Here is a 24,477-nt window from a genome sequence, read left to right as displayed (position 1 = left end):
GCTGTCCCGACGGAGGCGTAGCCGTGGACATGGCCGACAAGCAGGATGCCCCCGCTGCCGCGCTTGTGGTGGGCCCGGACGGCGTAGTGAGCGGCTGGAGCGAAAGCGGGCGGCTGCTGCTGGGCTGGACGGCGGCGGACACCGTCGGCCGCCCCGTGACCGACCTGCTGGCCGCTCCCCCACCACCCGGCTTCCCCGAGAGTCACGTCGGCGGCCCCGATCACACGGGGCTCGTCTCCCTGCGGCACCGGGACGGTTCCACGGTGGACGTCCTGGTGTCGGCTCACCCGCTGTCCGACGCCGACGGCCGGGCGCTGGGCCACGCGGTGACCGTCCAGCGCTGGGAACGCCGCCCGGTGATCGCCGACCTGGCCTTCGAACAGAGCCCCTTCGCTCTGGGCGTCTACGACCCTGAGCTGCGGTTTCTGTGGATCAACGCCTCCTCGGGCCGGGTGATCGCGCACTCAGAGGAGCAAGTGCTCGGCAAGAAGTACCGCGAGCTGTTTCCCGAATTCGACCGCGAACTGTTCCCCGAGAGGGACGACAAGCCCTACACCGACCAGCTCGCCGAAGTGGCGAGGACGGGCAAGCCCGCACGTCTCATCACCGTCTTCCGGCCGCTCGGCAGTAACTACGCCAACGCCTGGGCCACCAGCATCTGGCCCGTCCGGGACGCCGAGGGCAGGGTCCGCGCGGTCGCCAACTGGGGATTCGACATGAGCGCGGAGTACTGGGCCAGGCAGCGCCTGCTCATGCTCAACGAGGCCAGCCGCGGCATCGGCCGGACACTCGACGTGATCGGCACCGCCCAGGAACTGGCCAGGACCTCCGTGCCGAGATTCGTCGACCTCGTCACCGTGGATCTCTTCGACGAGGTCCTGCGCGGAGACGAACCGCCGCCTTCCCCCGCCTCCGCCTCCGGCGAAGCCGTCGCGCTCAGCCGCGCCGCCCAGCACAGCGCGACGCGTGACACCGGACGGGTTCCCGGGCTCCCGATGCCAGTCAGTCACGCTCCCGGTTCCGTCGCCGTGCGCTGCATGGCCACCGGCAGGTCCACGGTCCAGCTCGCCGCCGAACCGGGCGAGGGCGGCGAATGGGCCTTCGGGCCCGGGCTCGCCGCCGACCCGGCCCACTGGCCGCCGGGCAACCCGTTGATCGACGCGTCCCTCGCCGCGGACGGGCTGACCGGCCGGATCACCGTGCCCCTCCGGGCCCGCGGCGCGCTGCTCGGCGTGGTCGCGTTCTCCCGCAGCGACCGGCCCGAGGCCTTCACCGCCGACGACCTGATCCTCGCCGAGGAGCTGACCGCCAAAGCAGCCGTCGCCATCGACAACGCCCGCCGGTACTCGCGCGAGCGCATGACCGCGCTGACCCTGCAACGCAGTCTGCTGCTGCAGCGGCTGCCGAGCCAGGAGGCAGTGGACGTGGCATCCCGCTACCTGCCCGGCGGGACGGGCACGGAAGTGGGTGGTGACTGGTTCGACGTCATTCCGCTCTCCGGTGCCCGGGTCGCCCTGGTCGTCGGCGACGTGGTCGGTCACGGCCTGCACGCCTCGGCGAGCATGGGCCGGTTGCGCACGGCGGTGCGCACGCTCGCCGACGTGGACCTGCCGCCGGACGAATTGCTCACCCACCTGGACGACCTGGTCATCCACCTCGCCAGTGACCTCCAGCCCGCCGGCCGCTTCCAGCCGACCGGCGAGTTCGGGGCCACCTGCCTGTACACCGTCTACGACCCGGTCTCCCGCCGCTTCACACTGGCGAGCGCAGGTCATCCACTGCCGCTCATCATCTCCCCGGACGGCACCAGGACCCCGGCACCCGCACAGCCGGGACCACCGCTCGGCATCGGAGGACTGCCGTTCGAGGCCACCGAAGTCCAGCTGCCCGAAGGCAGCCTGCTCGCCCTCTACACCGACGGACTGATGGAGAGCCGCGAGCGCGACGTCGACCAGGGAATCGCCGACCTGCTGCGGATCCTGAACCCGGCCACCCCGCTGGAGGACCTCTGCGACACAGTGATGGACGCCCTGCTTCCCGAACGCCGCACCGACGACGCCGCCCTGCTGCTCGCTCGCACGCACGCGCTGGATCTCCAGCATGTCGCCGACTGCGACATCGAGCCCGACCCCGCGCAGGTGCCGCTCGCCCGGAAGTTCACCCTCGACCAGTTGGAGGCCTGGGGCCTGGAGGAGGCGTCGTTCGTCACCGAACTGGTCGTCAGCGAGCTGGTCACCAACGCCATCAGATACGGCGAACCCCCGATCAGACTGCGGCTGATTCGCGACAGCTCCCTGATCTGCGAGGTCTCAGACGCCAGCAACACCTCACCGCATCTGCGCCGGGCGCGCGCCTTCGACGAGGGCGGCCGGGGCCTGCTGCTCGTCGCCCAGCTCACCCAGGGTTGGGGGACCCGGCACACCACCGACGGCAAGACGATCTGGTGCGCACAGACCCTCCCCGAGTCCCAGCCGCGACGAAACCCGAGCCGCTGAAATCCTGGCCGGTGCGCGACGCCCCTCACGCCCGGGTCCACTTCTGGCCGGCCTGGCCGTTGCAGGTCCACAGGACCAGCGGGGTTCCGTTGGTGGTGCCGGCCCCGTTGACGTCGAGGCACAACCCGGCGTGCACGTTGCGGATCGACCCGTCGGAGCCGATGGTCCACTTCTGGTTGTCCTGACCGTTGCAGGGCCAGGTGATGACCCGGGTGCCGTTGGCGGTGCCCTGGTCGTAGGCGTCCAGGCACTTGTCGCCGAAGACGCGGATCTCGCCACCCGCCCACGTGGTCCACAGCTGGTTGGCAGCCGTGTGGCAGTCCCAGATCAGTGCCGTGGCCCCGGCCGCGGTGGAGGCGTTGTCGACGTCCACGCAGCGGCCGGAGGCGTTGCCGCGCAGCCGGGAGGTGGTGGCGGCCACCGGGCTGCCACCGGTCACGCGGAACACGGCCACGCCGTGCGCGGGGACGCTCGCCGAGATCTGCCCGGACGTGCCGGCCGTACCGCCGGTCCACAGGTCCGTCAGGGTGAACGGGCCGCCGAACAGGCCGACTTGAGCGGCCGTGGTGGCGACCGTCGCGGTGCCCGCTCCCCGGTTGAACAGCCCCACGGCGACCGAGCCGTCGGACAGGGGCTTGGCGAACACCTCGGTGCTGCCGTCGTCGCGCACCCTGCGCCCGCCCGCTCCCAGCGGATCCTGGTTCACCGCCAGCAGCCGGGGGTTGCGCAGGATCGCGCTCACGTCGGTGGACATGGTGCGGATGTCGTTGCCGGCCATGAGCGGTGCGCTCAGCAGCGCCCACAGGGCGAAGTGCGAGCGGGACTCGGTCAGCGACAGGCCGGGACGGCCGACGACCAGCATGTCGGGGTCGTTCCAGTGCCCCGGGCCCGACTGCGCCGCCAGCGGCGCGGTGACGTCCAGGACGTTGCCGACGCCCATCGGATAGCTGTTGGTGTTGCCGTTCTGCCAGATGTCGAGCAGGTCCTCGGTCGTCCGCCACAGGTCGGCGACCTCGCCCCAGTTGTACGTGGCGCCGGTGATGGCGTGGAAGCTGTTGGGGTTGATGCTGTAGACGATCGGCCGCCCGGTGGCGCGCAGGGCGTCGCGCATGAGGGTGAACCGCGCGACCTGCTCGTCACGGGTGCCGCTGGAGGAGCACCAGTCGTACTTGAGGTAGTCGACGCCCCACGAGGCGAACGTCGCGGCGTCCTGGGCCTCGTGCCCCCTGCTGCCCGTCGATCCCGGATAGGCGCCGCTGGTCTGCGCGCAGGTGCGTTCACCCGGCACCTGGTAGATGCCGAACTTCAAGCCCTTGCCGTGGATGTAGTCCCCGAGGGCCTTCATCCCGCTGGGGAACTTGGTGGGATTGGCCCGCAGGTTCCCCGTCGCGTCACGCTGGGGGTCGAACCAGCAGTCGTCGACCACGACGTACCGGTAGCCGGCGTCCTTCATGCCGGAGGACACCATCGCGTCGGCGGCTTGGCGGACCTGGGCCTCGGTGACCCCGCATCCGAAGCTGTTCCAGCTGTTCCAGCCCAGGGGTGGGGTGAGCGCGGGGCTTCCGGGGGCGGCCGAAGCAGTGGAGTGGACAGACGCCGTCAATGACGCGGTCACCGCCAGCGCGGTGGCCGTGAAGACGCGGAGCAGTCGTCTGCCTGATGGTCGGGGCACCGTGAACTCCTTCCGAAGGACATGGGCAAACAGAGGATGACGAATGCACCGTGCCGACCCGTATCCCGTATACGACACTCGCCGATAGTTCGAAATTTCGGTCGTCTTTCGGATCGTCGGCTGTACGGATGCTAGAGAGAGTCCTGCACATGTCAACACCTGATGAGCGGTCAACTGTTCACTCCAGCATGTGCGCACTGCTCAGATCTCCGAAATATTTCGATGCCAACAGCGAATCATGCGTGAGGCATTGACGGGATGTGTCAGCCTCCTATCATCCTGGTTGCTCGACACATCAATCAGCGTTCGCACTCTCGAACGAGCCCCCTCGCAGAGAGAACGACACATGGATATGTCATGCCCTCGCCAATGGATGGATCGCCGTCGGGCGCTGACCGCCGCCGGCGGCCTGGCCACCGGTGCCTTCCTGTCTCTGGCGGGGCGGCCCTCCCCCGCCGCCGCTTCCGCCCCGGGACCGGTCCCCGCGGACGCCGCCCAGTACACCAACCCGGTGATCTGGCAGGACTTCGCGGACATCGACGTCATCCGCGTCGGCAGCACCTACTACGCCTCCGCCTCGACGATGCACTACTCGCCCGGGGCACCCGTCCTGCGCTCGTACGACCTCGTGAACTGGGAGCTCGCCGGTCACTCGGTGCCCGTCCTCGACTTCGGGGCCAAGTACGACCTGAGCGGTGCCCGCGGCTATGTCAGAGGGATCTGGGCGTCGTCGCTGGCCTACCGGTCGAGCAACAGGACGTTCTACTGGCTCGGCCAGATCGACTTCGCCCGGACGTACGTGTACACGGCCACCGCCGTCGAGGGGCCGTGGAGCCGACTGACGACGATCAGCACCCCGTACTACGACGCGGGACTGCTCGTCGACACCGACGACACGCTGTACGTGGCGTACGGGAACACCACCATCAGCGTGGCCCAGCTCTCGCCCGACGGGCGCAACCAGGTCCGCACGCAGCAGGTCTTCACCACACCGTCGAGCGTCGGCACCCTCGAGGGCTCCCGCTTCTACAAGATCAACGGGCAGTACTACATCTTCCTGACCCGCCCGGCCAACGGGCAGTACATCCTGAAATCGTCGGGCGGCCCCTTCGGTCCCTACACGATGCGGCAGGTCCTCCTCGACCTGCGCGGGCCCATCCCCGGCGGCGGCGTCCCGCACCAGGGCGGGCTGGTCCAGACCCAGAGCGGCGCCTGGTACTACCTGGCCTTCGTGGACGCGTACCCCGGCGGCCGGATGCCCGCCCTGGCGCCGGTCACCTGGACCCCGGACGGCTGGCCCGTCGTCCACCTCGTGAACGGCGCATGGGGCACCTCGTATCCCAGTCCGGCCGTGCCCACTCCACCCCGCCAGGTCACTCCGATGACCGGCGTCGACACCTTCGACGGTACGAGCCTCAAGCCGAGGTGGGAATGGAACCACAACCCGGACAACACCAAGTGGTCCGTCGACAACGGACTGACCCTCCAGACCGCAACCGTCACCAACGACCTGTACTGGGCCCGCAACACCCTCACCCACCGCATCCAGGGGCCCACCTCGACCGCCACGGCCCAGCTCGACTTCTCGGCGATGCGGGACGGCGACCGCGCCGGACTCGCGCTGCTGCGTGACTCCTCCGCCTGGATCGGTGTCCAACGCGACGGCGGCGCGACACGGGTGGCCATGGTCAACGGGTTGACCATGGACGGCAACTGGAACACCACCGGCACCGGCACCGAGGTCGCGAGCGCGCCCGTCTCCGGCGGCCGGATCTGGCTGCGCGCGAGCGCGGACATCCGCCCCGGCTCGGCACGCCCCGGCACCTTCTCCTACAGCACCGACGGCACGAACTTCACCCGCCTCGGCCCCTCCTTCTCCATGGGCAACGACTGGCGGTTCTTCATGGGCTACCGATTCGCCCTCTTCAACCACGCCACGCAGGCGCTCGGCGGCGCGGTCCGCGTCCTGCGGTTCGAGCTGTCGACGCCCTGACCCGATCCCATCGACCGCACCACCCAACCCCCCGCCCATCGCAGAGGAGAACCATGAACCCGCTCACGCGGCTCGGCCGTCGCCGAGCCTCGGTGTTAACCCTGCTGGCCGTCGGCACCCTGGTGACGCCGACGGCCGCGACCGCCGCACCCGACGCCGTTCGCGCCTCCACTCTGGGGGCCCAAGCGGCCCAGTCCGGACGGTACTTCGGGACCGCGGTGGCCGCCGGAAGGCTCGGCGACGGCACGTACACCGGGATCCTGGACCGCGAGTTCAACTCGGTCACGCCCGAGAACGAGATGAAGTGGGACACCATCGAGCGATCCCGCGGCTCGTTCAACTTCGGCCCCGGCGACCAGATCGCGAACCGGGCCCAGTCACGCGGGCAGCGCCTGCGCGGTCACACCCTCGTCTGGCACCAGCAACTGCCCGGCTGGGTCAGCTCCATCAGGGACGCCAACACCCTGCGCAGCGTGATGAACAACCACATCACCCAGGTGATGAACCACTACAAGGGCAAGATCTACGCCTGGGACGTGGTCAATGAGGCCTTCGCCGACGGAGGCAGCGGCCAGATGCGCAGCTCGGTCTTCCGGGACGTCCTGGGAACCGGCTTCATCGAGCAGGCATTCCGCACCGCACGGTCTGCCGACCCGGCGGCCAAGCTCTGCTACAACGACTACAACATCGAGAACTGGAGCGACGCCAAGACCCAGGGCGTCTACCGCATGGTGCGCGACTTCAAGGCGCGCGGCGTGCCCATCGACTGCGTCGGCCTCCAGTCCCACTTCGGCGCCGGCGGCCCGCCATCGAGCTTCCAGACGACGCTGTCGAACTTCGCCGCGCTCGGCGTGGACGTCCAGATCACCGAACTGGACATCGCGCAGGCACCCACAGCCGCGTACGCGAACACGGTGAGGGCCTGCATGAACGTGGCACGCTGCACCGGCATCACCGTCTGGGGCATCCGCGACAGCGACTCCTGGCGCAGCGGAGAGAACCCGCTGCTGTTCGACCGCAACGGAAACAAGAAGCCCGCCTACCAGTCGACGCTCACCGCGTTGGGCGGCAGTGCCGCGGCACAGCGGACAGGCGCCTCCTCCCCCCGGTCCGCCGCGGCACTCCCCTCCTCCTTCCGCTGGAGCTCGAGCGGCCCGCTGATCGCGCCCAAACCGGACGCGACCCACAGGATCGCCGGGATCAAGGACCCGTCGGTCGTCTACTACAACGGCAAGTACCACGTGTTCGCGAGCACCGCGAGCTCCTCCGGGTACAACCTGGTGTACCTGAGCTTCAGTGACTGGTCGCAGGCCGGGTCGGCCACCCACCACTACCTGGACCGCACCGCCATCGGCGCCGGGTACCGGGCCGCGCCCCAGGTCTTCTACAACACACAGCAGCGCCTGTGGTACCTCGTCTACCAGACCGGCAACGCCTCGTACTCCACGAACCCCGACATCAGCAACCCCAACGGGTGGAGCGCACCGAAGAACTTCTACGCGTCGATGCCGGACATCATCAGGCAGAACATCGGCAACGGCTACTGGGTCGACATGTGGGTGATCTGCGACAGCGCCAACTGCTACCTGTTCTCATCCGACGACAACGGCCACCTGTACCGCTCCCAGACGACTGTCGGCCAGTTCCCGAACGGCTTCACCAACACCGTCATCGCGGCCCAGGACTCCAAGTACGCCCTGTTCGAAGCGAGCAACGTGTACAAGGTGCAGGGCAGCAACCAGTACCTGCTCCTCGTGGAGGCCATCGCCTCGGACGGCCGGCGCTACTTCCGCTCCTGGACGTCGAGCAGCCTCGCCGGCTCCTGGTCACCCCTGGCCGCGTCCGAGAGCAACCCGTTCGCCAAGTCGAGCAACGTGACGTTCCCCTCCGGTACCTGGAGCCGGGACATCAGTCACGGCGAGATGATCCGCGCGGGCTACGACCAGACGCTCACGGTCCCGGCCTGCAAGCTCCAGTACCTGTACCAGGGCAAGGACCCCAACGCCGGCGGCGACTACGACAACCTGCCATGGCGACTGGGCCTGCTCACCCAGACCAACTCGACCTGCTGACCGTAGGGACCCCGCACCGCGTGCGGGGCCCATACCCGTCCCGTCAGCCGTTGGCCAGGAGCTCCAGTGTGTCGATCACTCGGTTCGAGAAACCCCACTCGTTGTCGTACCAGGCGACGACCTTCACATGGCGGCCCTCCACGCGGGTCAGGGCCGAATCGAAGATCGACGAGGCGGGATTGCCCGTGATGTCCGAGGAGACGAGCGGGTCCTCCGAGTACTCGAGGACGCCCGCGAGGGGCCCTTCGGCGGCGGAGCGGTAGGCCGCCAGTACGTCCTCGAGGGTCACGTCACGCGAGACCGTCGTGTTCAGCTCGACGAGGGAGCCGACGGGGACCGGGACGCGGATCGAGTCGCCGGACAACTTGCCGTCCAAGTTGGGCAGCACGAGGCCGATCGCCTTGGCGGCGCCGGTCGTCGTGGGCACGATGTTGACGCCGGCGGCGCGGGCGCGACGGGCGTCGCGGTGCGGGCCGTCCTGGAGGTTCTGCTCCTGCGTGTAGGCGTGCACGGTCGTCATGAAGCCGTGCTCGATGCCGGCGAGCTCGTCGAGCACCGAGGCGAGCGGTGCGAGCGCGTTGGTCGTGCACGAGGCGTTGGAGACGATCGTGTGCACGTCCGGGTCGTAGGCGTCGGTGTTGACCCCGTACGCCAGCGTGACGTCGGCACCGTCCGAGGGTGCGCTGACGAGGACCTTCTTCGCGCCCGCGTCGAGGTGGGCGCGGGCGGCCTTGGCCGAAGTGAACCGTCCGGTGGCCTCCAGCACGATGTCGACGCCGAGTTCGGCCCACGGCAGCTGGGCCGGTTCACGCTCGGCGAGCACGGTGATGCGACGGCCGTCGACGACCAGGGTGTTCCCGTCGACGGTCACCGGACGGCCGAGTCGGCCGGCCGTGCTGTCGTAGGCGAGCAGCCTCGCGAGGGTGGCGGGCTCGGTGAGGTCGTTGACGGCGACGACCTCCAGGGCGCTGTCGCGTTCGAGGAGCGCACGCAGCACATTGCGTCCGATGCGGCCGAATCCGTTGATGGCGATGCGAGTCATGAATGGTGTCCCTTCCCTATGTCCACCAGGCTCGCGCGCGGCATCGGCCGCTGACAGTGGCGCGATCGCCATGGTTCAAAAGGATCGCGCCACACGCTCTCCGCAAAGGGTTGGACGGAGCAATGCCTGGGCTTGTAGCTTGCAGTCGACCGCGACGCCGCCCGAGGAGGTGAGACCCATGAACGCTGTAGCGATGTGGGTGCTCCCCCTTGCCGTCACGGTCGGGCGACTGACGTAGGTGTCGCCGGGAGCGCCTCCACAACAAGGCACTCCCGAAAGGCAACACCTATGGACTCTTCGCCATTCTCCGACGCCGATCGCGCGCCCATGTTCGATGTGATCATTTCCGGGTGCGGTCCGACCGGCGCGATGCTGGCCGCCGAACTCCGGCTGCACAAGGTGCGGGTTCTCGTCCTGGAGAAGGAAACCGAGCCGGTTTCGTTCGTCCGCATCGTCGGCCTGCATATCCGCAGTCTTGAGCTGATGGCCATGCGCGGACTGCTGGACCGCATGCTCGAGCACGGAAGGAAGCGTCCGGCCGGCGGGTTCTTCGCCGCCATCGACAAACCAGCGCCCAAGGGCCTGGATTCCGCGCACGCCTATCTGCTGGGCATCCCGCAGCCGGCGATCGAGCGTCTGCTCGAAGAGCATGCGACGCACCTGGGTGCGCGGGTACGGCGCGGTTGTGCGGTGACCGGTTTCGAGCAGGACGACGAAGGCGTGACCGTCGAGCTGGCCGACGGCGAACAGCTGCGTTCGCGCTATCTCGTCGGCTGTGACGGCGGGCGCAGCACGGTGCGCAAACTGCTCGGCGTCGGCTTCCCCGGTGAGCCCTCGCGGACCGAGACGCTCATGGGTGAGATGAAGGTGGGGGTGCAGCAGGAGGTGATCGCCGCCAAGGTGAGCGAAATCGGCCGGACCAACAAGCGCTTCTGGCTCCGCCCCTTCGGTGAAGGCGTATACAGCGTCGTAGTCCCGGCCGCGGGAGTCGGCGATCGCGCGGAACCGCCCACCCTCGAGGATTTCAGACAACAACTGCGCAGCATCGCCGGAACCGATTTCGGCGTGCACTCCCCGCGCTGGTTGTCCCGCTTCGGGGATGCCACCCGGCTGGCGGAACGCTATCGGGTCGGGCGGGTGCTGCTGGCCGGTGACGCGGCACACATCCATCCGCCCACCGGCGGGCAGGGTCTCAACCTGGGCGTTCAGGACGCCTTCAACCTCGGCTGGAAACTGGCCGCACAGATCCGCGGCTGGGCGCCGGAGACCCTGCTGGACACCTACCAGGCCGAACGCCGTCCGGTCGCCGAGGACGTGCTGGACAACACCCGCGCCCAGATGGAGTTGCACTCCACCGAACCGGGCCCGCAGGCCGTGCGCAGGCTGCTCACGGAACTGATGGACTTCGACGAGGTGAACCGCCACCTCATCGAGAAGATCACCGCGATCGGTATCCGCTACGACGTCGGCGAGGGCCCCGACCTGCTCGGCCGCCGCCTGCCCGACCTCGACGTGAAACACGGCCGCCTCTACGATCTGCTGCATCGCGGGCGCGGCCTGCTGCTGGACCGCACCGAACGCCTGACCGTCGGCGGCTGGGCGGACCGGGTCGATCACCTCGCGGACCCCACCGCGGCGCTGGATGTTCCCTGCGTCCTGCTGCGCCCCGACGGCCACGTCGCCTGGATCGGCGACGATCAGCAGGACCTGGACGACCACCTCTCCCGCTGGTTCGGCAACCCGGCCTGGCCAGACCGCCGCTCAGCTCCTACGGCTACTCGCCCCGGGTGAAGGTGCGCCGGTACTCGCTCGGCGTCGTCCCCAGGATGCGCTGGAAGTGCATCCGCAGATTCGCTCCCGTGCCGAGCCCGACGTCGGTCGCGATCTGCTCGACACTCCGCTCCGAACGCTCCAGCAGCTCGCGGGCCATGTCGATGCGGGCCCGCATGACCCACTGCATCGGCGTGTATCCGGTCTCCTCGACAAAGCGCCGTGAGAAGGTGCGCGGCGAGACCGCGGCCTGGCGCGCCAGGAGGTCGAGGGTGAGGGGTTCGTCGAGTCGGTGCAGGGCCCATTCCCGGGTGGCGGCGAACCGCTCGCCGAGCGGCTCGGGCACGCTGCGCGGCACGTACTGCGCCTGACCGCCACTGCGGTAGGGGGCCGCGACCAGGCGCCGGGCCGCGTGATTGGACGCGGCCACGCCGAGGTCGCCGCGCAGGATGTGCAGGCACAGGTCGATGCCGGAAGCTGCGCCGGCCGACGTCAGGACACGGCCCTCGTCGACGAACAGCACGTTCTCGTCGACCCGGACGAGGGGGTGCTTCGCCGCGAGCGCCCTCGTGTAGTGCCAGTGGGTCGTGGCGCGTCTGCCGTCGAGCAGGCCGGTCGCGGCCAGCGCGAAGGCGCCGGTCGAGATGGCGGCCAGCCGCGTGCCCCGGCCGTGGGCGGCGACCAGCGCCTCGACGACGGCCGGCGGCGGGTCCTCGCGGTCCGGGAACCGGTAGCCGGGGATGAAGACGAGGTCCGCCCAGGCGAGCGCCTCCAGACCGTGGGCGACGTGGTACGACAGCCCGTCCCCGCCGCTCACCAGCCCCGGGGCCGCGCCGCACAGCCGTACCTCGTACGGCATGCTCGCGCGGGTGGTGAACACCTGCGCGGGGATGCCGACGTCGAGTGGCTTGGCGCCTTCGAGGACGAGAACGGCGACGCGGCGAAGGCGGGAGGCGGACACGGGGACAGGCTACGCAGAGGTCAGGCGTCCTCGACCGTCGCCGTGACGGGCGTGCCGGTCTCGACCGTGCGGCTGACCGTGCACAGGCGGTCGTGGGAGGTCTTCACCGCGCGGGGCAGGATGGTGCGGGCCCGGTCCGCGCCCTCGCCGTCGGGGAAGGTGACGGTGAAGGTGACCGCGAGGTCGGTCAGCCGGTTGCCGAGCTCGTCGTTGATCTTGTTGCCGCTCACCTCGACGGAGAAGGCGGTGGGCTCGGCGTGGCGGCTGGTGGCGAGGTCGACGTCCACCGCCGTGCAGCCCCCGAGCGCGGCGAGGAGCAGTTCGACCGGGGTGAACTCGCTGTCGGAGCCGGTGCCGAAGCTGATCGTGCCGCCACGGGTGTTGGTGGCGACGAAGTGGCCGGTACCGGTGCGCTCGACGGTGACGGACCGCGCGGAGTTTTCGCTCATACCGAGGACACTAGTCCGGGCTGCCGAGCGGTGCCCACGGGTGACAGTGCCGGAACGTCACCACTCGGCCTCCAGCGCCTCCACCAGCCGGGAGACGGCGGTCAGGTCGGGCAGGCTGCGCAGCTTGGCCACGGCCTCGCGGCTGCCGAACGCACGCTGCTCCGCGGTCATCGCCGGATCGGCCGCGCAATCGGCCTGTACGTACACGTAGTTGAGGTCGGTCGCGAAGAGCATCGAGAACGCGTCCAGGCTCTTGATCACCGCGCGGCCCCCGGCGTCCCGGTAGGCACGCACCAGGCGCCGTGCCGCATCGGCGTCAAAGCGGTTGCCGCCGGACCACACATAGACGGCACGGGCCAGTTCACGCTCCGCCGAGACGGGCCCGGCGTTGTCCCAGTCGAGCAGGACCGGACCGTCGGGGCCGACCAGGACGTTCTGCGGCCGCATGTCGAGATGGGAGGTCACCACGTCAGCAGGGGACGACGGCGAGACATGCCGTGCCAGCTCGACGGCTGTCGTGGCGGTGAACCGGCCCAGCTCCCCCGCCCAGGGCAGGCCGGCCCGCTCCACCTTCCCGAGCAGTTCGGCCCAGTCGGACTCCGGGTTGCACCGTTCGTACCAGCCGCTCGGTGTCCCGCGCGTGCCTGCTCCCGCCTTGTGCAGGATGGCGAGCGTACGGCCGCACCAGCTCAGGGTCTCCGGGTCCGACGGGTCGGCCGCGGTGCCGTCGACCCAGTCGTACAGCTTCACGTGGGAACCCTCGGGGAGCCCTACGACATGGGCGCCGGTGCGGTCGGGCATGAGGCGGGGCGCGGAGATGCCGAGCGTCTCCGCCGCGTCGCGCAGTGCGGACTCGGCGCCGACGTCCGGCTCGTCCTTCTCGAAGAGCAGCTCCTTCACCGCCCAGGCGGTGCCGTTCCCGGACAGTTTCCAGATCTGTCCCAGGGCGCCGCGGGCGACGGGCGTCATCGTCCAGTCTCCCGCGCCGAGCGCATAGGTGTCCGCGATGAGCTCACCCGTGTTCCGCATGCAACTCCTTGGTTCCGCCGCGCAGTTGATCACAGCCTATCCGCAGCAGCCCGACGTCTCCGGCGCACTGGTTTCCAGACGGCAGAAGCAGGACGCCTCGACCGGCACGTCGGCCAGTGCGGCGGCGATCCGCAGTTGCTGGGCGATGATCCGTGCCTCCCCTTCCTTCTTCCCGCGGACCAGGCACTCGTGGAGGCCGTGCAGCGCCCACACGTTGCCCGGGTGCTGGAGAGGCCGTGGGAGGGTGTCGTCGAGACCGAGGTCGGCGCGGTAGACGGCCTCGGCCTCGGCGAGGTGGCCCCGTTCGAGCAGGAGGGCGCCGTAGGCATGGCGGGTGGGCTGCATCCAGCCCCACGGTTCGTCGTAGGGAAGGTTGTCGTCCAGCTCGACCGATCGTGCCAGGGCCGCGAAGGCGGTGTCGAACTCGCCCTTGCGGTACGCCAGTTCACCGTCGAGCATCGCCGAGGCGATCGCCAGGATGTCGGTGCACGTGTTGTTGAAGAGCATGCGGGTCCCCGGGACCTCGGCGACCGCCTCATGGAACAGGGCGCGTTCGCCCTCCGCCTCGGTGATGCGGCCGAGGGCGGACAGGGCGACACCGCGGGCGTAGTGGAGCATCGCGGTGGTCACGCAGTACAGCCGCGGGTCGGCGGGCAGCGGGAGGTCGAGGATGTCGGTCCAGCGGCCGAAGCGGATCAGGACGTGGACGCGCATCGCGAGGAAGCCCTCGAGCCAGTCGGCCATGGGCGGGCTCTCGACGCGCAGAAGGTCCTCCGGGATCGACGCCTCGAGTTGCGCGGCGGTCTCCAGGGCTGTTTCCGACTGGCCCAGGAACATCGCCCCGTAGATCTTGAAGTGGTAGTTGTGCGAGCGGTAGAGCGTGTAGAAGTTCATCGCTCCGGCCCGGGCTCGGACCTTCTCGTCGGCGGCGATCGCGGCGCTGTTGTCGGCCACCACCCGCCGGTAGTCACCGCACAGCACCTCCAGGTGCGAGGGCATGTGCAGCAGATGCCCGGCGTCCGGCACCAGGCCGCGCAGCCGGTCCGCGACGGACAGGGCCAGTTCGGGGGTCGGCGACATCTCCATCAGATGGATGTACAGATGCAGGATGCCCGGGTGGGTGCGTCCGGTGGCGCCGGTGAGGGCGCGCTCCAGCACCGCCCGCGCCTCGCGGGTGCGCGCTCCGTCAGCGGGCTCGCCGGTGCGCAGGTCCCACAGCTGCCAGGGCGTGAGGTTCATCAACGCGTCCGCGTACAGGGCGGCCACGTCCAGGTCGTCCGGGGCGAGTTCGTGGACGGCGCGCATGCTGTCGGCGTACGGCGCGTTCCACACCGCGCAGTCCTCGGCGGGCTCGGCCTGCGGGTAGCGGGCGCGGAGAGCGCCGATCAGGGCACGCTCCACCTCGGTGGCCCGGGCGGCCGCCTTCTCGTGCGCCGACTCGACGGCCGTATGGGTGCGTCGGACGGTCCGGGCGAGGTCCCGGTCGTCGAAGAACTCCCAGGGCTTGTTGTAGTTCGGGCCGAGCGCGTAGGCGATGCCCCAGTGGGCCATCGCGCAGTCGGGGTCGGCGGCGGCCGCCTTCTCGAAGCAGGCCACGGCCTCCTCGTGGTGGAAGGCGTACGTCCACACCAGGCCACGGTCGAACCAGAGTTGGGCCTCGGCGGAGTCGGTGGTGACGGGTCGGCCGTGGGAACCGAGGTCGTAGTACTCCATGCGCCGCAATTCTGCCCGAAGAAGGGCCTTTCGGCCGCGTGGGAGCCGATCTGTCGCCCGAACGAACACAGGTGCCGGAGAGTGGACTGGTGAGACCGTCAGTCCTCTCTCCGGCACCTGCCGGGCGGTGCTAAGCCGTCACACACGGAAGATCTCGAGGAAACTGCTCCAGAAGCCCTTCTTGGCCGGCTTCTGCGCCGCGGGCGCGGGCGCGGGGACGCGTGCCCCGGGGGCGGGCTGCTGGACGACGGTCGGGCGGGGCGCGGTGGGCACGCCGTACGCCGATGCCATCCGGGTGGCCGGGGTGGGGCTGAACTGGACGGGAAGGGTGGCCAGGGCGCGGTGGAACGGGCCGGGACGCCACTCCAGTTTCTGGGCCGGGACGCTCAGGACCAGGTCGGGCAGGGCGTTGAGGATCAGCTCGATGGCGGTGACCGCGATGACCTGGGCCGGGCTCTTGGCCGGGCAGGCGTGCGGGCCCGCGCCCCAGGCGAGGTGGGCGCCGCGGCTGTGGGCCTGGCCCGACGAGGCGAGCGCGGGGTCGCTGTTGGCTCCGGCGAAGCTGATGACCAGGGGGGAGTTCGCCTGAACCACCACTCCACCGAGGTCGACGTCCTGCACCGGGAAGTGCGTCGCGTAGTTGGCGATCGGCGGGTTGTTGAGCAGGACGTGGTCGAGGGCGTCCTCGATCTGCATGCTCGGCCCGTTGTCGCCCTCCCGGTCGAGGAGCAGCAGGAGGGAGTTGGCGATGAGGTTGCGCTCGGGCTCCACTCCGGCGCCGATCAGCATCACCAGCTGGTCCTTGAGTTCCTCGTCGCTGAGGCCCGCGGGGTGCTGGACCAGCCAGGAGGTGATGTCGTCGCCGGGTTCGCGGCGCTTGAGGGACACCAACTCCATGAAGCAGGCGGTGAGTTCGTCGCTGGCGCGCAGCGCGTCCTTGCCGTCGAACATGTCGGCCATCGCGCTCGTGACGCGGTCACCGATGGCGGCGGGGCAGCCGAAGAGCTTGTTGATCATCAGCATCGGCAGCAGCTTGGCGTAGTCGTTGATCAGGTCCGCCCGGCCGCGCTCGCTGAACTGGTCGATGAGGTAGGCGGCGATCGGTTCGACGTCGCGGCGGATGCGGGTGACGTTGAGCCGGTCGAGGCTCTCGGTGACCGCCTTGCGCAGCCTGAGGTGCTGGGCTCCGTCGGTGAACAGGCAGTTGGGCCGGTAGGCCATCATCGGCAGGACGGGGCTGTCGAGGGGAACGCGGCCGTCGTTGAGGGCGGTCCAGCGGCGGCCGTCGCGTGCGAACAGGGAGGGGTTCTGGAGCACCCGCAGGGCCGTCTCGTGTCCGACGACCAGGGTGGCGTCGACGCCGGGGGCGAGTTCCACCGGGCCCGCGGGTCCGTGCGCCCGGAGGTAGTCGTAGACCTTCTGCGGGTCCGCGGCGAAGGAGCCGTCGTACATGGGGCATCTGGCCGCACCGGTGGCGGCCGTGTCGTGAACGTCCATGTCTGTGTCCTTTGGTGGCCCGGACCGTGGGGTCCGGGCGGGGGTGGTGGTTCAGGCGGCGCGGTCGAGGAGGTGACGCACGAGGGCGATCAGGGCGCGGGCGGAGGAGCGCTGGTCGCGGGCGTCGCAGTAGATGACGGGCGTGTCCGGAAGCAGGTCGAGTGCTTCGCGGATCTCGTCCTCCTCGAAGTGGCTGGTCTGCGAGAAGGTGTTGACGGCGATCGCGTACTCGAGGCCGTACTCGTCGATCAGGTCGATGACCGGGAAGGTCTCCTCCAGGCGTGAGGGGTCGACCAGGAGCAGGGCGCCGAGCGCGCCGCGGGCCATGTCCTCCCACAGCTGCATGAAGCGCTGCTGTCCGGGGGTGCCGAACAGGTACAGCACCAGCTCGTCGCTCAGGGTCAGCCGGCCGAAGTCCAGCGCCACGGTGGTGGTCGCCTTCTCCGGCGCCCCGCGCAGGTCGTCGACGTGCATGGACGCCTGGGTCATCTTCTCCTCGGTGCGCAGAGGAGTGATCTCCGACAGGGACCCGATGAAGGTCGTCTTGCCCACGGCGAAGTGTCCGACCACGAGGATCTTCGCTGCGGTGGTCACCTCGGCGGACACGTAGATGGAGCCGTTCGCCCCGGGGTCAGCCGATGTTGAGGGTTTCGAGTCCATGCAGAACCTTCTCGAGTATCGCTCGGGGAACGTGCTGGGCGGGGGCCGGTTCAGCGCGACGCAGGAGGTGCCCCTGCTCGAATAAATCGGACAGCAGCAGTCGGGCCACGCCGACCGGCAGTCCCAGATGACCGGCGACTTCGGCGACCGACAGGTAGCCGCCCGAACAGAGCTCCCAGATCGCCCGTACCTCGGGTCCGGCCCCGAGCGGCAGGGTCCGGTCGGGGGCCAGGCACACCAGCGTGTGCAGGGCCAGGTCGTCGTCGGAGGGGAGACGACGCCCGCCCGTGATGACGTAGGAGCGGACGAAGTCGCTGGTTACCGGAGCGTCCTCGCCGGGCCAGGTCATGCGTCTACGCCGGTGTTCTGGCGCGGAATGGCGCTCATCGCCTTGGTCAGCGCGCCCACCGTCTTCTGCATCCGGATCGACATGGCCTCCATGTCGACGTCCAGTGCGGTGGAGACGGCGAGGTAGGAACCGCTGCCCCCGGCGATGAGGAAGATCCATCCGCCGTCGAACTCGATCAGTGTCTGCTTCCACAGGCCCTTGCCGCCGCCGACGAAGGGGGCGACGCTGCGGCACAGGGACTGCAGGGAGCTCATCGCGGCGGCGTTGCGTTCCGCGTCGTCACGGACGATGCCGTCGGACCGCTGCATCAGCAGGCCGTCCGCCGAGACGAGGATGGCGTGGCGGGCTCCGCGCACCTCGAGCACGTCGTTCAGCACCCACGACAGATCGGGATTCACTGGTTCTGAGGTCCTTCCGTGTTGTCCGAGTCCCGCCCGAGCAGGGTTCCGCGAGCGAATGCCTTGAGCCGCGAGGCGGTCTCCTCACCGGCCGCGTCCAGGTCGGGTACGTCCGCGCCGGGCGAGGCCACCACGGAGACGGAGCCGTTGCGCCGCCGGCGGCGCTTGGGGAGGCCTCCGGCGGTCTGTCCGACGACGAGGGAGGCGACGGGGGACGGCTTGGCCGCCGTGGGCTCGCCCTCGTGCTCGTCGAGTTCGACGGGTGCGGGTGCGGGCACGTCCGCCGTCAGAAGGTTCTCGGGCACCCGGATCACGGCACGCACACCGCCGTAGGGGGAGACCGCGTCGACGGAGACGTGGAATCCGTAGTGGGCGGCGAGCTTCCCGGAGAGGGCGAAGCCGAACTTGGGCGGGTCGCCGAGGCTCGTGATGTCCACGGAGCCGCCGGTGGTCAGCAGGGACGCGGCGCGGGCCTTGGTCTCCTGGTCCATACCGAGACCGGCGTCGTCGACGATCAGGCATATCCCGGTGGGGACGGCCTGGATGTTGATCTCGACGGGGGTGCCGGGGGCGCTGTACTTGGTGGCGTTGTCGAGCAGTTCGGCCAGGACCATGGCGACCGGTTCGACGGCGCGGCTGGTGATCGCGACGTTGGCCTGCGAGTGGACCCTGACCCGCTCGAAGTCGCGGATCCGCCCCTGGGCACTGCGGGCGACGTCGTACACCGAGGCGTCCCGGTCGCGCCGGCCGAGCCACCCGCCGCAGAGCACCGAGATGCCCTTGGTACGGCGGCTGAACTGGCTGCCGGTGTGGTCGACCAGCATCAGGTCGCCGAGGACCGCGTGGTCGTCGCCATACTTCTGCTGGAGGCCGTCGAGCAGGGCCAGTTGCTCCTCGGCCAGGGTCGCCAGGGTGCCGACGGCCGACTTCAGGGTCGCCTTCGTCGCCGACTCGGCGTCCTTGCGCACCTCTTCCAGATCCGCGGCGTGGCGCGCGCTCACCGACGAGTAGGTCGTCTGGAGCTCGGCGAGCTGACCGCGCACGCTCGCCACGTCGCCGTGCAGTTTGTTGTTGTTCGCGCGGAGCTGGATGTTGGTTCTCCGTGCGCGCATCACTGCGAAAACCGCAGCGATGAGTACCACGAGCAGGACCCACAGGAGTGGATCTTCGAACAATGACGTCATGAGACTCTCTTCAAGTCGCCTCGCGTCGGGAGACTGACCATGCATGGGCCCCGGAAATGCCCGCCGCCGTGCGGCGCGGACCTTACCGGCGGACCAACCGTCACTCCTTCACGATGGGGCCGTTTTGGCTGTCCCCGTACGCGCGTATGACGCGTCATCAGCCTACTGAAAAGTGTAATGATCTTATCAGCCGTCACGGTGTCAACAGGCGTATCAGGGGCCACACTTGACGACTCTCCACAAAGATCCCGCAAAGGCCTCATCGGCCACCGTCAGCGGTCGCCGCCGCCCGCCCTGGTCCTGCTCACCGTTCCGTTCATGATCAACACGCGGAGCCTACCAAGGTTGCGAGAACGCTCTGAGACCCCTCGGTGAAAACTCGTTTGCGGCTGCCTGGCCCGCCCCGGACCCTTGCCTCATGCCCTATCTCCTGCGCGCTGCCGCGCCCACCGACGCGCCGGCCGTCACCGAGTTGCTCAATGAGATCGACCGGATCGAGGTCGGGCGGCCCGAGACCGATCTGCACACGGTGGAGTCCGATCTGGGGAACCCAGAGACCGACCTCGACCACGACTCCTGGCTGGCCTTCGACGGAGCCCGTCTGGTGGCGTACGCCCTGGTGTGGGACGACTCGAAGGGCGAGCGCATCGACGCCGACCACTATGTGCTGCCCGACCACCAGCAGGCCGGCGTACTCCTCCTGGAGGCGCTCGAGACCAGGGCACTGGAGAAGGCCCGCGCGAACGGCGCCTCGAAGGCCGTACTCCATCTGCACCTCAACTCGGCGCCCACGACCGACCTCGCGCTGATACGGGCCCGAGGCTGGTCGGTCGTACGGCGCTATCACGTACTGGAGCGAGCGCTGCGCAGGAGCGAGGACCTGCCGCCCGAGCCGCCCACGGGCGTGCGGGTGCGGGCCTGCGCCGACGAGGCGGACCGGAAGCAGACCCACGCCCTCTACCAGGCCACGTTCGCCGAGCACTTCGACTTCCAGCCGCGCGAGTACGAGCCGTGGTTGTCCGACATCCACGCCGACCGGCTCGACTGGTCCCTGGTGTGGCTCGTCTCCACCGAGGACCTCGGCGACGTCGGCTTCCTGATCGCCCGCGACGACCGCGAGGCCATGGGGTGGATCCGCAGCCTCGGCGTCGTCCGCGAGGCCCGCGGCCGGGGTCTCGGCGGACTGCTGCTGCGACAGGCCTTCGCGGCGTTCGCGGCCCGGGGGCGGGACACCGTAGGACTCGGCGTGGACACCGAAAACACCACCGGCGCCCCCGAGTTGTACGCACGCAACGGAATGTCGGTCCATTACGCCGTCGACACCTGGGAAATCGTGGTGAGTTGAATCCCCACGGACGCGGGAGACTGCTATTGGTTCGTTCCGCGCAGCAATGCGCAGACAAAGTCCTCCTGAAGTGCGCGCATTTTCCGCAGCCCTTCCGCGTCGGCGGACTGGGTGATCTGGGCGGTGACCGAGAACGTCAGTGAACGACGGCCGTCGGGGGTGGCCGCGATCAACTGGGTGTAACCCAGCGTGTTGCCGGTGTGGCCGAGGACGACACCGCATCGCGTCTCGTAGCGGAAGATCGCAAGGCCCGCGGAGTTGCGGCCCGGCCCGGCGGGCTCGGACGCGCCCTTGACCCACTGCCGCTGCTGCCCGACGACCTGCCTGCCGTAGAGCCGTCCGCCCGCGTAACCCCGGATGAAGCGGGTCATGTCGTCCGGCGTGGAGACGATGCCTCCGGAGGCCCAGACACCCGACATGCCGATGACCTCGCTGACGTCGGCCGGGGACTCCGACGGGCTCACGTCATAGCCGTGCAGGAACGGCTTCGGCATCTGGTACCCCTGCGGGAGGCTGGTGGATCGCAGACTCAGCGGCCCGTAGACGCGTGTCCGCAGGAGTTCTTCGTACGGTGTATGCGTCGCCGCCTCCGCCATGAGCGCTACGGCGATGTTGTCCGAGTTCGAGTAGCGGTACTGCGTGCCCGGCTTGAAGAGCAGGGGCTGGTCGGCGATGTAGTCGAGCAGGCGCCGGGAGTCGAAGCGGTGGCGCGGGTCGGCCCGCAGTTCGTCGAGGAACCCGGCGCTCCGGGAGTAGTCCGGCAGACCGCTGGTGTGATTGAGGAGTTGGCGAAGCGTCACTGAGCCCCAGGCGCTGGGCAGTTGGGGAAGCCGCTTGCGCAGGGTGTCGTCCAGGCGCAGAGTGCGGTGGTCGACCAGGGTGAGGGCGACCGCGCCGCTGAAGGCCTTGGCCGTGCTCGCGATGCGCATGTGGTCGGCGGGGCGGGGCGAGCGGCGCGTGCGGATGTCGGCGACTCCGGCGCGCACGATGCGGGTCCCCTTCTCGGTCCGCAGGACGGCGATGGCTCCGGGAGGGCCGCCGGGGCGGCGCACGAAGTCGTCGAGCTGACGCTGCAGCGTCTGGTTGCCCGAGGCGTCGGCGGCGGTACAGCCCATCGCCGGGGACAGCGCGGCGAGGCAGGCCGCGAGGGCGGACGCCGCTCGCAGGCGGGATCGGCGTGGAGGCATGGAGGCTCCCGGGGGTGGGACGTCATGACCCGTCAAGCCTCACCGGCAGCCACAGTCTCCTGCTTCCCGTGCTGCTGCATACGGACCAGTGGTGGGAACACCCAGTGGTGCCGTGAATTCACCCCTTCGGGATCGGTGGTCGTCCTTGTTCAGCTTAGTTGGCGGGTACAACGGCATCTCGCGGGACGGCCTCCGGGGGTGCGGTCCGATTCGCTTTCCGGGCCAGGAATGGCTCACATGCCGATTTGCGGGGTTCACCTACGCGCTGTGGCCGCGGTGATCGCCGTCGTGCTCATCGGCATGCGGCGCCCGGCCGTCAGCCGAGCAGGGGTGGCCGTCCGCCGGTGGAGCTGCTCGGCGGACAGCCACCCCTGCTACTCGTGCGTGCCGGCCGATGTCACATCGAGCGGCGGCTGGTGCGTCGCAGGAGAACGAAGCCGGAGATCAGGAGGATCGCGCCCAGTGCGGCCGGCCACAACTGGGTGCCGGTCTCGGCGAGACTGCTCTGGCTGCCCTGAGGCTCGGGCTGCGCGGCGAGCGGGGGCTGGGCGACGGCTCCGGTGGTGCCGGTTCCGGGGTCGTCGGTCGCGGTGTCGTCCTGGGGGTCGGGCTGGGTCGCCTGACCGTTGCCATTGCCGTTCCCGGCCTCGGGCGAAGGCGCGGTGGTGCTGTGGGCGGTGGGTGAGCTGTAGGTCTTCGGCTGGTCGGCGGCGGGGGCGGTCGTCTGGTCGCCGGCGGGGGCTTCGGTGGTCGGCGTCGGCTGCTGCTGCGGCTCGTCGTCGTTTCCGGGGTTGTCCTCGGAGCCGTTGCCGTTGCCGTTGCCGTTACCGGGGTCCTGACTGGCGCCGGGGTCCGGGGTGGAGCCGTTGTCGCCACCGTTCTCGCCGTTGCCGTTGCCGTTGTCGCCGCCGTTGTTGCCGTCGCCGTTGCCCGGGTCGTCCTGGCCGGTGCCCGCGCCACACTCACGGCCGTCGTTGATGCAGCCGACCATCTCGTTCATCAGGTCCTCGTCGAAGACGTTGATGAAGTCGCCGTGGTCGGTGACGGGCTTGTGCAGCTGCTCCGGGAAGGAGTCGACAGCGAACAGCGGGGTCGTGCGGCCGCCGTCGCCCAGGCTCGGCGCGTCGACGTCGTAGACGATCCGCTGGACCAGCTGCGGAATGGCCTCGAAGCCCTCAGGGCAGGTGCCGTCGTTCTGGGCGAACGCCACGTGGGTGCGGTGGTTGGCGCTGTCGATGTTGCGGCCGTCCCAGCAGCTCTGGAACTTGAAGGTGCGCACCACGTCGCTGCCCTGCGGGCACAGCGGGTACTTGTCCTTCAGCTGCCGGTCCTCGAACCCGGTGCAGCTCCAGGACGCGTTGGCGTTGGCGGTGCCGTTGACGAAGGCCTTGGCGTCACCGGTGATGATGCGCAGCAGCCGCGGCATCGCGGTGACCTTGCTGCGGGGGTTGCCCACGAACGTCAGCGTTACTTCCTTGGGGGTGACGATCTCGCCGGCGTTGCCCTCGATGCCGCCGCCGGGCGAGTTGGCGTCCTGTTCCTGCGTTCCGTTCTGGAGCCGGATCACGGGCCAGTAGTACGTCGACTTGTCGCCCTGGTCGACACAGCTCGTCTCGGCGTTCGCCAGGTCCTGGTCGCTCGCGAAGGCGGTGTTGGACTGGTTGCCGACGTAGTCGTGGAAGTGGTGGGCGCCATTGGAGACACCCGGGGCGACGATGACGTTGTCCGAGTTGAACAGGCCGTTCGCGTTCACGCCGCAGCTGGTGACGAAGGTGCCACGGGAGGCGTCGCCCTGAGCCTGCGGCGCCTGTGCGGCGGGTGGTGCGCTGTTGATGTCGGCGTAGTCCCCGGCGACGGGGCCGTTGCCCGCCTGCCCGCCGTTGCCCTGCTGACCGCCCTGGTCCTGGCCGTCACCCTGCTGGCCGTCACCCTGCTGGCCGTCCTGGTTCTGACCGTCCCCCTGCTGGTCTCCCTGATCCTGACCGTCGCCCTGCTGGTCCTGACCGTCACCGTTCTGGTTCTCGGTCTCGCGCAGGTCGCAGCCGGCCATGTCGCCGAGGCCGTCCGGCTGCTCTCCGGTGCGTTCGAGCGCGGCGCCGATGCGCTGGATCGTGGCGGCGCGGTTCTCCTGGAGCGGGTCGACGATACGACTCTGCGCGTCCTCGCGGTTCTGCACCGACGGGTCCTGGAGTTGCTGGTATGCCTCGGCTATCTGCTGGTCCAGCAGGGCGAGTTCCTTGTCGACGTCCGCCCTCGACGCCTCGGGCACGCTGGTGAGCGTGTCCCCGACGTCCGGACAGTCGATCGTGACGGCTCCCCACGACGTCTGCTGCGGCGTGCCGCTCTCCGTGGCGGAGGCGTACACATTCGCCGCGACCAGGCCACCACCCCCGAGCATCAGGGCCACTGCGGCGAAGGTCGCACGTCGTGCGCCGGTCGGTCGTCTGCGATTGCTGCGTCCCACGGAAGTACTCCTGCGCGTGTCGGCTCTCTCCGGGCATGCAAATCCCTCGCCCCATACGGACGGTGGGCCCCCTGTGTTCAAGCGTCTCGGAAATTCACAGCACTCTCATACGGAGCACGGGGTTCCACCACCCCCTCGCGAACCTCTGCGCAGGGAAAACGAGGTGACTCGTACACAACTGCGCCCCTACGGTTCTC

18 protein-coding genes are annotated in these 24,477 nt (G+C 69.5%); 5 read left to right on the top strand and 13 right to left on the bottom strand.

What is annotated here, in order from left to right; all coding sequences use genetic code 11:
• Positions 1–29 precede the first annotated feature (29 nt).
• A complete protein-coding gene (locus tag ACIBJB_RS11505) occupies positions 30–2,495 on the top strand; it encodes a SpoIIE family protein phosphatase (protein ID WP_398929098.1) in 2,466 nt (821 codons plus the stop codon).
• Positions 2,496–2,520: 25 nt separating this feature from the next.
• Here ACIBJB_RS11505 and ACIBJB_RS11500 read toward each other — a convergent pair whose 3' ends face one another.
• On the bottom strand, positions 2,521–4,167 hold the full coding sequence (locus tag ACIBJB_RS11500; protein WP_398929096.1) for a glycoside hydrolase family 27 protein: 1,647 nt from the start codon (positions 4,165–4,167) through the stop codon (positions 2,521–2,523).
• A 373-nt stretch (positions 4,168–4,540) separates the two neighbouring features.
• Between ACIBJB_RS11500 and ACIBJB_RS11495 the strand changes: the two genes are divergently transcribed.
• The gene (locus ACIBJB_RS11495; protein WP_398929094.1) at positions 4,541–6,160 is read left to right on the top strand and encodes a glycoside hydrolase 43 family protein; all 1,620 of its coding nucleotides are present in this window, start codon (positions 4,541–4,543) and stop codon (positions 6,158–6,160) included.
• Between the two features lie 53 nt (positions 6,161–6,213).
• Positions 6,214–8,232, top strand: coding sequence for a non-reducing end alpha-L-arabinofuranosidase family hydrolase (locus ACIBJB_RS11490; RefSeq protein ID WP_398929092.1), 2,019 nt, complete (start codon positions 6,214–6,216; stop codon positions 8,230–8,232).
• Positions 8,233–8,275: 43 nt separating this feature from the next.
• On the opposite strand, the gene gap is transcribed toward ACIBJB_RS11490, so the two are convergent.
• Positions 8,276–9,274 (bottom strand): type I glyceraldehyde-3-phosphate dehydrogenase, encoded by a 999-nt coding sequence (gap, locus tag ACIBJB_RS11485; protein WP_398929090.1) that lies wholly within the window; start codon positions 9,272–9,274, stop codon positions 8,276–8,278.
• A gap of 288 nt (positions 9,275–9,562) precedes the next feature.
• Here gap and rox point away from each other — a divergent pair, with 288 nt between their 5' ends.
• Positions 9,563–11,065 (top strand): rifampin monooxygenase, encoded by a 1,503-nt coding sequence (gene rox, locus ACIBJB_RS11480; RefSeq protein WP_398929088.1) that lies wholly within the window; start codon positions 9,563–9,565, stop codon positions 11,063–11,065.
• Here the strand turns inward: rox and ACIBJB_RS11475 are convergent.
• The 9 genes from ACIBJB_RS11475 to ACIBJB_RS11435 all read right to left on the bottom strand — a co-directional run bounded on the left by ACIBJB_RS11475 (position 11,049) and on the right by ACIBJB_RS11435 (position 19,284).
• Positions 11,049–12,005, bottom strand: a complete 957-nt coding sequence (locus tag ACIBJB_RS11475) for a GlxA family transcriptional regulator (RefSeq protein WP_398929086.1) — start codon at positions 12,003–12,005, stop codon at positions 11,049–11,051. The genes rox and ACIBJB_RS11475 overlap by 17 nt on opposite strands.
• 20 nt (positions 12,006–12,025) lie before the next feature.
• Positions 12,026–12,454 carry an OsmC family protein gene (locus ACIBJB_RS11470; protein ID WP_398929084.1) on the bottom strand — a complete coding sequence of 143 codons (429 nt, stop codon included), beginning with the start codon at positions 12,452–12,454 and terminating at the stop codon, positions 12,026–12,028.
• 57 nt (positions 12,455–12,511) lie between these two features.
• A complete protein-coding gene (locus ACIBJB_RS11465) occupies positions 12,512–13,483 on the bottom strand; it encodes a phosphotransferase enzyme family protein (RefSeq protein ID WP_398929081.1) in 972 nt (323 codons plus the stop codon).
• A 36-nt stretch (positions 13,484–13,519) separates the two neighbouring features.
• The gene (locus ACIBJB_RS11460; RefSeq protein WP_398929079.1) at positions 13,520–15,196 is read right to left on the bottom strand and encodes a hypothetical protein; all 1,677 of its coding nucleotides are present in this window, start codon (positions 15,194–15,196) and stop codon (positions 13,520–13,522) included.
• 138 nt (positions 15,197–15,334) lie between these two features.
• Positions 15,335–16,693 carry a cytochrome P450 gene (locus ACIBJB_RS11455; protein WP_398929077.1) on the bottom strand — a complete coding sequence of 453 codons (1,359 nt, stop codon included), beginning with the start codon at positions 16,691–16,693 and terminating at the stop codon, positions 15,335–15,337.
• Positions 16,694–16,744: 51 nt separating this feature from the next.
• Positions 16,745–17,353 (bottom strand): ATP/GTP-binding protein, encoded by a 609-nt coding sequence (locus ACIBJB_RS11450; RefSeq protein ID WP_028807646.1) that lies wholly within the window; start codon positions 17,351–17,353, stop codon positions 16,745–16,747.
• Entirely contained in the window at positions 17,325–17,702 is a 378-nt protein-coding gene (locus ACIBJB_RS11445) for a DUF742 domain-containing protein (protein ID WP_007386762.1), read from the bottom strand. The genes ACIBJB_RS11450 and ACIBJB_RS11445 overlap by 29 nt, the downstream gene beginning before the upstream one ends.
• Positions 17,699–18,100: a roadblock/LC7 domain-containing protein gene (locus ACIBJB_RS11440; protein ID WP_057613125.1), complete on the bottom strand. Its 402-nt coding sequence runs from the start codon at positions 18,098–18,100 to the stop codon at positions 17,699–17,701. Before ACIBJB_RS11440 ends, ACIBJB_RS11445 begins: the two co-directional genes overlap by 4 nt.
• Positions 18,097–19,284, bottom strand: a complete 1,188-nt coding sequence (locus ACIBJB_RS11435; RefSeq protein WP_398929074.1) for an ATP-binding protein — start codon at positions 19,282–19,284, stop codon at positions 18,097–18,099. The genes ACIBJB_RS11440 and ACIBJB_RS11435 overlap by 4 nt, the downstream gene beginning before the upstream one ends.
• Before the next feature lie 418 nt (positions 19,285–19,702).
• Between ACIBJB_RS11435 and ACIBJB_RS11430 the strand changes: the two genes are divergently transcribed.
• On the top strand, positions 19,703–20,629 hold the full coding sequence (locus tag ACIBJB_RS11430; protein WP_398929071.1) for a GNAT family N-acetyltransferase: 927 nt from the start codon (positions 19,703–19,705) through the stop codon (positions 20,627–20,629).
• Positions 20,630–20,652: 23 nt separating this feature from the next.
• On the opposite strand, the gene ACIBJB_RS11425 is transcribed toward ACIBJB_RS11430, so the two are convergent.
• Both ACIBJB_RS11425 and ACIBJB_RS11420 read right to left on the bottom strand, forming a co-directional pair.
• The gene (locus ACIBJB_RS11425) at positions 20,653–21,816 is read right to left on the bottom strand and encodes a serine hydrolase domain-containing protein (protein ID WP_398929069.1); all 1,164 of its coding nucleotides are present in this window, start codon (positions 21,814–21,816) and stop codon (positions 20,653–20,655) included.
• Between the two features lie 397 nt (positions 21,817–22,213).
• The gene (locus ACIBJB_RS11420) at positions 22,214–24,214 is read right to left on the bottom strand and encodes a DUF1996 domain-containing protein (RefSeq protein ID WP_398929836.1); all 2,001 of its coding nucleotides are present in this window, start codon (positions 24,212–24,214) and stop codon (positions 22,214–22,216) included.
• Between the last annotated feature and the right edge of the window lie 263 nt (positions 24,215–24,477).

Source organism: Streptomyces sp. NPDC050759 (assembly GCF_044456945.1).
Taxonomy (GTDB): domain Bacteria; phylum Actinomycetota; class Actinomycetes; order Streptomycetales; family Streptomycetaceae; genus Streptomyces.
This window is presented reverse-complemented; position numbering and strand designations above follow the sequence as displayed.